Origin of the sequence: Streptomyces cyaneofuscatus, assembly GCF_000718135.1 — a bacterium.
Classification (GTDB): Bacteria; Actinomycetota; Actinomycetes; order Streptomycetales; family Streptomycetaceae; genus Streptomyces; species Streptomyces cyaneofuscatus.
Genome location: NZ_JOEM01000006.1, coordinates 262,958 through 272,087, shown reverse-complemented (window position 1 = coordinate 272,087; position 9,130 = coordinate 262,958). Strand labels below are relative to the sequence as shown.

Annotated in this window: 10 protein-coding genes; 6 read left to right on the top strand and 4 right to left on the bottom strand. The window is 72.9% G+C overall.

The window, feature by feature from the left end:
• The 3 genes from IF17_RS0112490 to IF17_RS0112480 form a co-directional block, all read right to left on the bottom strand.
• On the bottom strand, nucleotides 1-1,099 hold a 1,099-nt coding region (locus IF17_RS0112490; RefSeq protein WP_030565152.1), incomplete at its 3' end, for a serine/threonine-protein kinase.
• A gap of 380 nt (nucleotides 1,100-1,479) precedes the next feature.
• Nucleotides 1,480-1,965 (bottom strand): MarR family winged helix-turn-helix transcriptional regulator, encoded by a 486-nt coding sequence (locus IF17_RS0112485; RefSeq protein WP_030565150.1) that lies wholly within the window; start codon nucleotides 1,963-1,965, stop codon nucleotides 1,480-1,482.
• On the bottom strand, nucleotides 1,958-2,566 hold the full coding sequence (locus tag IF17_RS0112480; protein WP_030565148.1) for a DJ-1/PfpI family protein: 609 nt from the start codon (nucleotides 2,564-2,566) through the stop codon (nucleotides 1,958-1,960). Before IF17_RS0112480 ends, IF17_RS0112485 begins: the two co-directional genes overlap by 8 nt.
• Before the next feature lie 156 nt (nucleotides 2,567-2,722).
• On the opposite strand from IF17_RS0112480, the gene IF17_RS0112475 reads away from it, so the two are divergent.
• The 3 genes from IF17_RS0112475 (at nucleotide 2,723) to IF17_RS0112465 (ending at nucleotide 5,704) form a co-directional block, all read left to right on the top strand.
• On the top strand, nucleotides 2,723-4,096 hold the full coding sequence (locus tag IF17_RS0112475; RefSeq protein ID WP_030565146.1) for an aspartate aminotransferase family protein: 1,374 nt from the start codon (nucleotides 2,723-2,725) through the stop codon (nucleotides 4,094-4,096).
• Nucleotides 4,097-4,250: 154 nt separating this feature from the next.
• Nucleotides 4,251-4,961, top strand: coding sequence for a GntR family transcriptional regulator (locus IF17_RS0112470; protein WP_030565144.1), 711 nt, complete (start codon nucleotides 4,251-4,253; stop codon nucleotides 4,959-4,961).
• Between the two features lie 92 nt (nucleotides 4,962-5,053).
• Nucleotides 5,054-5,704 (top strand): hypothetical protein, encoded by a 651-nt coding sequence (locus tag IF17_RS0112465; RefSeq protein WP_030565142.1) that lies wholly within the window; start codon nucleotides 5,054-5,056, stop codon nucleotides 5,702-5,704.
• 13 nt (nucleotides 5,705-5,717) lie between these two features.
• On the opposite strand, the gene IF17_RS0112460 is transcribed toward IF17_RS0112465, so the two are convergent.
• Entirely contained in the window at nucleotides 5,718-6,665 is a 948-nt protein-coding gene (locus IF17_RS0112460) for an SLATT domain-containing protein (RefSeq protein WP_106980169.1), read from the bottom strand.
• Nucleotides 6,666-6,983: 318 nt separating this feature from the next.
• Between IF17_RS0112460 and IF17_RS0112455 the strand changes: the two genes are divergently transcribed.
• From IF17_RS0112455 to IF17_RS0112445, 3 genes are all read left to right on the top strand, one after another.
• Nucleotides 6,984-7,328, top strand: a complete 345-nt coding sequence (locus IF17_RS0112455; protein ID WP_026241856.1) for a YbaB/EbfC family nucleoid-associated protein — start codon at nucleotides 6,984-6,986, stop codon at nucleotides 7,326-7,328.
• 120 nt (nucleotides 7,329-7,448) lie between these two features.
• A complete protein-coding gene (gene recR, locus IF17_RS0112450; RefSeq protein ID WP_030565138.1) occupies nucleotides 7,449-8,048 on the top strand; it encodes a recombination mediator RecR in 600 nt (199 codons plus the stop codon).
• A gap of 83 nt (nucleotides 8,049-8,131) precedes the next feature.
• Nucleotides 8,132-8,791, top strand: coding sequence for a DUF5063 domain-containing protein (locus IF17_RS0112445; RefSeq protein WP_030565136.1), 660 nt, complete (start codon nucleotides 8,132-8,134; stop codon nucleotides 8,789-8,791).
• Nucleotides 8,792-9,130: the final 339 nt, after the last annotated feature.

Here is a 9,130-nt window from a genome sequence, read left to right as displayed (position 1 = left end):
GGGGGTGGTAGCTCTGGGGGTGGGGGTGGCCGTACGGCTGGGGCTGGTGGGTGTACGGGGGTGGCGTCGGGGTCGGCTGGGGTGTCGCCGCCTGCGTGGGCAGCGCGTGGACGGCTGCGGGGGGTGTGTGGGGGCCCTGTGGGTCCGCCGGGGCCTCCGGGTCCTCCGGGTCCTCCGCGTCGAGCAACCCCACCGCGTGGCGGCCCAGTTGGGCGATGAGGGTGGCGGGGAGCCAGGGCTCGTCCGCCTCCGCCTCGCCCAGCCGGGCCAGGATCTCGTCGGTGGAGGGCCGGGCGGCCGGGTCCTTGGCCAGGCAGTCCCGGACGACCCCGGCCAGCTCCGCCGGGACGCCGGCCAGGTCCGGGTCCTCCTGGGCGATCCGGAACATCAGGGCGTGCACCCCGCCGCTCTCGGCCGCGCCGAAGGGGAGCCGGCCGGTCGCCGCGTACGCGAGCACGGAGCCCAGGCAGAACACATCGCACGCCGTCGTCACGCGCTCGCCGCGCACCTGCTCCGGGGCCATGAACCCCGGCGAGCCGATCATCGCGCCCGTGCGGGTCAGATCGCCGTCGGCCAGGGACTCCAGGGCGCGGGCGATGCCGAAGTCGATGACCCGGGGGCCGTCGATGGTGAGCAGCACGTTGGAGGGCTTCAGGTCGCGGTGGATGAGCCCGGCGCGGTGGATGTGCTGGAGGGCGTGGGCGAGGCCGGAGCCGAGGAGCTGGACGGAGCGGGTCGGCAGGGGGCCGTACGCGCCCGCGTCGGTGAGGGGGGCGCCGGGGCGGCCGGAGACGATGCGGTGGAGGGAGGGGCCGGCGACGTAGCCGGTGGCGACCCAGGGGACCGGGGCCTCGGTGTCGGAGTCCAGGACCGGGGCGGTCCAGGCGCCGTCGACCTGGTGTGCGGCGCGGACTTCCTGGCGGAAGCGGGCGCGGAACTCGGGCTGTTCGGCGAGTTCGCGGCGGACGAGCTTGAGGGCTACGGTGCGGCCTCTGTCGGAGCGGGCGAGGAAGACCTGGCCCATGCCGCCTTCTCCCAGGCGGGCGAGGATGCGGTACGCGCCTATGCGGTGCGGGTCGTCGGGGCCGAGCTTGTCCATGTGCGGTTCCTCCCGTGCGGCCCGCACGAGGATAGCCCCGGTGGGGTGGGGGCGCCGCCGCCGCTGTCCCCGCCGTCTACGACACGCCTGCCGCGCCCTTGGTTCCGCCCGCGCCACACCAAGCCTGGTGCGGTGAGCCTCCTTCAGCCCGTCCGGCGCGCACCCCCGGCCCGTCCGGCGTGCGCCCTCAGCCTGTCCGGCGTTTGAGGACGGAACCGGGGAGCGGGGGGTCGGTGCGCGGGCATGGGCGGTGCTCCGGGGAGCGGATGCGTTGAGCGCGGGCTCCCCGGCCCAAGGGTTCCGTCCTCAAACGCCGGACGGGCTGGGAGGGGTACCCGACGGGCTGGAGTGGCGGGCTCCCCGGCCCAAGGGTTCCGTCCTCAAACGCCGGACGGGCTGGAATGGGCACCCGTTACTGAATCCATCGCCCCCGCCAGGCGTTCCAGCACCCCCACCGCCTCCGCGAACCCCTCCGCCCCCAGCTCTGCCGCCAGGCGGGCGGCGAAATCCGCGTGGGACGGGGTGATCCGTGAGACCGCCTCCCGGCCCGCAGCCGTCGGGCGGAGCAGCTTCGCTCGGCGGTGGGCCGGGTTCTCCACGTACTCCGCGAGGCCCCGCCCCACCAGCAGGTCCGCGATCCGCTGCACGCTCTGCCGGGTGATCCCCATCGTCCGCGCGATCCCCGCCACCGGCAACGGCTCCCTCAGCACCGCCCCCAGCACCTGCCACCACGCCGCCGTCAGCCCGCCCGGCTTGGCCAACTCCTTGGCCACGCCCAGGAACTGGCCGTTCAGCCGGAACACCGTCAGCGCCGCCCGGCTCAACAGCTCCTGCTCGGACGGGACGCGCCCCGCGCGCTCACGCACCCTCCAGCACCTCGTACGCGCTCGCGTCCGAGTCGTGGAACAGCCGGTACCAGGCCCCGAGCTTCTCCTCCCCGTACACCCCCAGCAGCCCGAACACCTCCCGTGCCAGCGCCACCGGCTCCGTGGGCCCGGCCGTGATCAGCCCGCGGTCCGTCACCGCGTCGGCGTCCACGTACCGCGCGCCACCGCCGTACCCCGTCGCCGCCAGGTAGAACGAGACCGCGCTCGTGTGCGCCCGGTCGTCGAGGAGCCCCTCGCGGGCCAGCCCGGCCGTCGCCCCGCAGATCGCCGCGACCGGCACCTCCGCGTCGAGGAAGGCGCGTGCCGTACGGGCGAACGGGGCCAGGTCGTCGCCCGCGTCCCAGAGCCCGGCCCCGGGGAGGACGAGCAGCGCGCTGTCCTCGGGGCGCAGCTCGGCCAGGGCCAGATCGGGCTGGATGCGCAGCCCGCCCATGGTGGTGACGGGCTCCCGCTCCGGCCCCACCGTCCGCACGGTGTAGCCGTTCTGCGCGAGGAAGGCGGTCGTGTACCCGGTCTCCCAGTCGGCGAGGGTGTCGTACACGGCGAGATGAACCACAGGGCCGGTGCTGGTGCCGGTCATGGCAGCCTCCTGAAGTAGATGACAGGATTCTGTCATCATGACAGCTTGCTGTCAATGGGGAGTGCGTCCCTGACCCGACACCCTGCCGAACCCCGCGCCCCACGCCGTACAACATGGCCATGGAGACCGGCCCCCGCCAGCACCTACGCTCCCCGCATGACCCCTCATGCCCCTCATGCCCCGTACGCCGACCCCGCGGCCGGTGCGGCCGTGAAGGCCGCGGACCGCGCGCACGTGTTCCACTCCTGGTCCGCCCAGGGCCTCATCGACCCGCTCGCCGTCGCCGGCGCCGAGGGGTCCTACTTCTGGGACTACGACGGCAACCGCTACCTCGACTTCACCAGCGGGCTCGTCTACACCAACATCGGCTACCAGCACCCCACCGTGATCGCGGCCATCCAGGAGCAGGCGGGCAAGCTCGCCACGTTCGCGCCCGCGTTCGCGATCGAGGCGCGCTCCGAGGCCGCACGCCTCATCGCCGAGCGCACCCCGGGCGACCTGGACAAGATCTTCTTCACCAACGGCGGGGCCGAGGCCGTCGAGAACGCCATCCGGATGGCCCGGCTGCACACCGGCCGTACGAAGGTGCTCTCCGCCTACCGCTCGTACCACGGCGCCACCTCCACCGCGATCAACCTCACCGGTGACCCGCGCCGCTGGCCCTCCGACAACGGCTCCGCGGGGGTCGTACGGTTCTGGGCGCCCTTCCTCTACCGCTCGCCGTTCTACGCCGAGACCGAGGCCGAGGAGTGCGCCCGGGCGCTCCAGCACCTTCAGGACACGCTCGCCTTCGAGGGGCCGTCCACCATCGCCGCGATCATCCTGGAGACGATTCCGGGCACGGCCGGCATCATGACCCCGCCGCCGGGATACCTGGCGGGCGTTCGCGAGATCTGTGACCGGTACGGGATCGTGTTCGTGCTCGACGAGGTCATGGCGGGCTTCGGCCGCACCGGCGCCTGGTTCGCCGCCGACCACTTCGACGTCGTGCCGGACCTGCTGACCTTCGCCAAGGGCGTCAACTCCGGTTACGTACCGCTCGGCGGCGTCGCCATCAGCGCCGAGATCGCCGCCACCTTCGAGACCCGCCCCTACCCCGGCGGCCTCACCTACTCCGGCCACCCGCTGGCCTGTGCGGCCGCCGTCGCCACCATCGGGGTGATGGAGGACGAGAAGGTCGTCGGGAACGCCGCCCGGATCGGGGAGACCGTCCTCGGCCCCGGCCTGCGCGAGCTCGCCGAGCGCCACCCCTCGGTCGGCGAGGTGCGCGGCCTCGGCGCGTTCTGGGCGCTGGAGCTCGTACGCGACCGGGAGACCCGCGAGCCGCTCGTCCCGTACAACGCGTCGGGTGAGGCCGCCGCGCCGATGGCGGCCTTCGGGGCTGCGGCCAAGAAGCAAGGGCTGTGGCCGTTCATCAACATGAACCGGACCCACGCCGTCCCCGCGTGCAACGTCACCGAGGCCGAGGCCAAGGAGGGGCTCGCGGCGCTGGACATCGCGCTCGCGGTGGCCGACGAGCACACGGTGTAAGCGTCCGAGCACGCTCAAGCACCTCATCGCCGCCCGTCCTGCCCGAAATCGGGCACGGCGGGCGGCTGGCTTAAGGTGTCCCGAGCCGAAAGACGGCTGAAACGCGGCTGAACGCGGCTGACGAACCACGGCTGACGAACGGGAAGGGTCGCCCATGGGGCCGAGCGGAGGTGTGACCCGCAGTACGCTTCGCCAGCAGATCGCCGACGCGCTGCGCGACGAAGTGCTGGCCGGGCGACTGCGCCCGGGCCGGGAGTTCACCGTCAAGCAGATCGCGGAACAGTACGGCGTCTCCGCGACCCCCGTGCGCGAGGCGCTCTTCGACCTCTCCGCGCAAGGGCTGCTCTGCTCCGACCAGCACCGCGGCTTCCAGGTCCACGAGTTCACGATTGCGGACTACCGGGCGATGGTGGAGGCCCGCTCCCTCGTCGTCGAGGGCATCTTCCGCCGCCCCGCCGACCAGGTGGCCGTCCGGCCCGAGGCGCTCGCCCCGATCCGGCGCCGGGCCGCGGAGGCCGTCCGCGCGGCGAAGGGCGGCGATCTCGACGTACTGATCGGGTACGACCTCCGCTTCTGGCGGGAGCTCGGGGCCTTCGTCCTCAACCCGTACATCACCGCCTTCCTCGCCAAACTCCGCGTCCAGGCCTGGGTGTTCGCCGTCCACCGGCTGCGCGGCGAGCACGCGGACGAGCATGTGCTGTGGTTCGGGCACGAGGAGCTGGTCGAGGCCATCGCAGGCGGCGACCGCGGCGAGGTGCTGGCGGTGATGCAGGGGTACTACGCCCACGCGCTGGCCTGGGCCGACCACTTGGAGGCCCGGGAGGCCCGCGAGGCGCAGGAGAGCCGGGAGCGCCCGGAGCAGTAGGGCCCTTGGCGGGTGCCGGGGCACTGTGCGTGGGGTTCACCTCGCATTACGCTGGTCCGACGATCGCCGAACCCTATGGAGAGCGAGACTTCGTGGCCTGTGACCTGTGGCTCGTCCCCCTCGTCGATGTGCTGTGCCACAGCCCCGACAATCCGTTCGCCGAAGAGATCGCCGTCTACGACCGGGCGCTGAACGACGCGGGGCTGCCGCCCGTCCCCGTCTTCGCCTACATGCCGGGCCTCAACGGGGACGTGGCCCCGGTCGCGGGCTTCGACTACGACGCCCTGCACTTCCTGCGCCGCGCCTATCTGCTCCAGCTGAGCGGTCTGGCCGTCACCCCGGTCGAGGGGCTCGGCGGCGACTACGAGCAACTGCTGGAGATGTTCGAGCAGACCGCCCAGCAGTCGCACCTGGTCTGGCACTACGACCACGCCGGGGCGTACGTCCCGGTCGACTTCCCGCACCCGCTCTCCAACGACGCGCTGCTGGAGGGCGGCGGCCCGCTCGGCTCCGCGCACGGCCTGCTGCGGGAGCTGGAGTACGTGGCCCCGGCCATCGGCATCGACCCGGCCAACCCCCCGGCCGCCCCGCAGCCGCCGCCGGGCCCCACGGCCCTGGAGGAACCGGCGACCCCCGTCCCGTACGACGACAGTCCCTTCGCCCGGGAGCGCCACGTCTGGCTGGGGCTGCACGCGGCGGCCACCCGGTCGCTGGCGCAGGGCTCGATGATCATCTTCAGCTGAGCCGCCTGGCGTGCTAGCGCGGCGCCTCCGGTGGCCGTTGCCGGGGCATGTTCGGGCGGGCGGCGACGGACGGCATGGAGAACCGTCCCGGCAGCCCGCCGGGCTCGGCCCGGCCGCCCGCACTGCCCGACACGAGCGCCTGCGTCCCCATGGGCGCGGGCCCCGCCCGGAACTCCACCATCCAGTCCGCCGTCTCCGACCGCACCAGCTCCGTGACGTCCTCGGAGAACCGCCGCAGCACCCCCAGGCACCGCTCCGCCGCCTCGCTGGCCGTCCCCTCGGACGGGCCGAGCGTCTCCCGTACGCACTCCGACGCCCAGTCGAACTGGAGCACCTGGAGCCGCCGCTGCACGGCCTGCGCGGTGGCGAGGTTCCTTATCCAGCCGGAGGTGAGCCCGAAATACCGGTCGCAGCCCATGCAGGCGGCGCCCAGCAGCAGCGAGAGGTACCCCCAGCCGGCCGACCCGCTCAGCGTCCCCGTCAGGTCCAGCAGCGGCAGCGCGGCCCCCGCGACGACCCCGAAGGCGGTGCCCAGCCGCAGGGCCCTGGCCGTCCGGCGCTTCCACACGCGGTCGGTGAGATACCACTCCGCCGTCGCGAGGGCGCCCGACTCGACCCAGCGGTAGAGCTCGTCGAGCCGCTCGGCGGGCTCGCCCCAGTCCCCGAGGGGGAAGGGCCGCCCGGTCAGATCGCGCCCGCCGGCCCCGGAGCCGCCGCCCCAGGACCCACCGGCACGGGCTCCGCCGCCGCTCCCGGCCCCGCCGCCGCCCGACCCGTCCCGCGCGCCGGTGCCACCGGCTCCACCGCCGCCTCCGCCGCCGCCCATCCCACGGCCTCCGCCGCTCCCCCCGGCTCCGCCGGCGCGGGTGCCAGAAGCGGAAGCCTCCACTCCGATCTCACCGGAACCCGCGTCGGACTCCTTGCGGGGCGGCCCCTCGGGCTGCATCTCCGGCTGACTCACCGGGGCACTCCTTCGCACTCTGACGGACGGAACGGACGCTCGGGGCTTCCTCGCGGATGACGTGGGTAACTCTGCGTCACCGCACATGCGCGCAGGCGTACCGATGTGCATGCCCTTCCTACCGCCGAATGGTGGGCTGCGGAGTCGAAATCGCGGGATTCCCGCCTGCGCAGGGCCGCTGGTCAGGTATAGGAGCCTTCACGGCGGTTGACGAATCTCACCCGAAAGAGTTGGTCCCCGGCGGGTGAAGCGCGGTGACCGGGGAGCACGTAGGCTCGGCTTACCGAAACATTTGTCGTCGAAATGCCAGGAGTGACCGTGATTCCCGGTGGTGGCCAGCCCGATATGCAGCAGTTGCTCCAGCAGGCCCAGAAGATGCAGCAGGACCTCGCCGCGGCCCAGGAGGAGCTGGCGAGGGCCGAGGTCGACGGACAGGCGGGCGGAGGCCTCGTGAAGGCCACCGTCACCGGCTCCGGCGAGCTGCGGGCCCTGGTGATCGACCCGAAGGCCGTGGACCCGGAGGACACCGAGACGCTCGCCGACCTCGTGGTGGCGGCCGTCCAGGCGGCCAACGAGAACGCGCAGGCGCTCCAGCAGCAGAAGCTCGGCCCGCTGGCGCAGGGCTTGGGCGGCGGCGGCTCGATCCCGGGCCTGCCGTTCTGATCCTGCCCGTCCGATCGGGCCCGTCCGATCGGGCCCGGGGGGCCTCCTGGTCCCGGGGGCCTACTGGTACCGACCCGTACCCACTACGGTACGGAGCAGGAAGCGAAGAAAGGCGTTCCGTTGTACGAAGGCGTTGTTCAGGACCTCATCGACGAACTGGGCAGGCTGCCCGGCGTCGGTCCCAAGAGCGCGCAGCGGATCGCCTTCCACATCCTGCAGGCCGAGCCCACCGACGTGCGCCGTCTCGCCCATGCCCTCCTGGAGGTCAAGGACAAGGTCCGGTTCTGCGCCGTGTGCGGCAATGTCGCCCAGCAGGAGGAGTGCGGGATCTGCCGCGATCCGCGCCGCGACCGGAGCGTCATCTGCGTGGTCGAGGAGCCCAAGGATGTCGTGGCGATCGAGCGGACGCGCGAGTTCCGGGGCCGGTACCACGTCCTGGGCGGGGCGATCAGCCCCATCGAGGGCGTCGGCCCGGACGATCTGCGCATCCGTGAGCTGCTCGCCCGGCTCGCGGACGGCTCCATCACGGAGCTGATCCTCGCGACCGATCCCAACCTGGAGGGCGAGGCCACCGCGACGTACCTGGCGCGGATGGTCAAGCCGATGGGCCTCAGGGTGACCCGGCTGGCCAGCGGCCTGCCGGTCGGCGGCGACCTGGAGTACGCCGACGAGGTCACGCTGGGCCGCGCGTTCGAGGGGAGGCGGCTGCTGGATGTCTGACACCACGGCCACGAGCCCCCGGCCCTCCCCCGTACCGCCGTCTGCTTCACCGTCTGTGACCGTGCCCACGGGAGGTCCCCTCGATGTCTGACGCCACGCTGAACTCCGTCACGCAGGACCCGGGCGACTTCGCCGTCCAGATCGCGGACCAGATCAAGACGTTCATCGTCGCGGTCACCGAGGTCTCCAAGGTCGACGAGCCGGAAGAGGCCGTCCCGGTCCTGCTCCTCCAGGTCTCGCAGCTCCTGCTCGCGGGCGGCCGCCTCGGCGCGTACGAGGACGTCCTCCCCGACGAGCGGTACGAGCCGGACCTCGGGCCCGAGCCGGACGCGGACGGCCTGCGGGAGCGGTTCGCGGCCCTCCTGGAGCCGATCGACGTCTACTCCGAGGTCTTCGACCCGTACGAGCCCCGCAAGGCCCCGGTCCCGCACCGCATCTCCGACGACCTCGCCGACCTGGTCACCGACCTCGGCCACGGGCTCGCGCACTACGAGGCGGAGCGCACGGCCGAGGCGCTGTGGTGGTGGCAGTTCTCGTACTTCTCCAACTGGGGCTCCACCGCCTCCGCCACCCTGCGCGCCCTCCAGTCCCTCGTCGCCCACATCCGCCTCGGCCAGCCCCTGGAGGAACTGGACGGGCTGGACACCGACCAGGACCCGGGTGAGGACGACCTCGCCGAGGAGGCGGGGCGCGTGATGCTCCAGGAGATCGCGGGACCGCTGGGGCTGCGTCCGGTGAAGTAGCCGCCCGGAACCAAGACGTCCGTTCGCTTTCGCAGCCGGTCCCACGGTGAGTGCAGCCGTGGGGCCGGCTGCGTCGTGCGGTGCGGCCGTGGACGGGCCCGGCGCCTGGCCGAGAAGGCGTGGCTCGTGACACGTATCGGACATCGGCGTGTTCACCGCTCGGCGGCAGGCGTTGTCCCCGCGGCCGACAGGAGTTGGCCGGAATTCTTCATCGGCCGACGGACGCCCCGCGACGGGCCGCTGTTCACCGCTGTCGCTCCCGGTCGGCCGAGGTGACCGATGTCCGGCCGCACGTGCACGGCGGCTGAAACATACTGGTTAACAATGCGATGGCAAGCA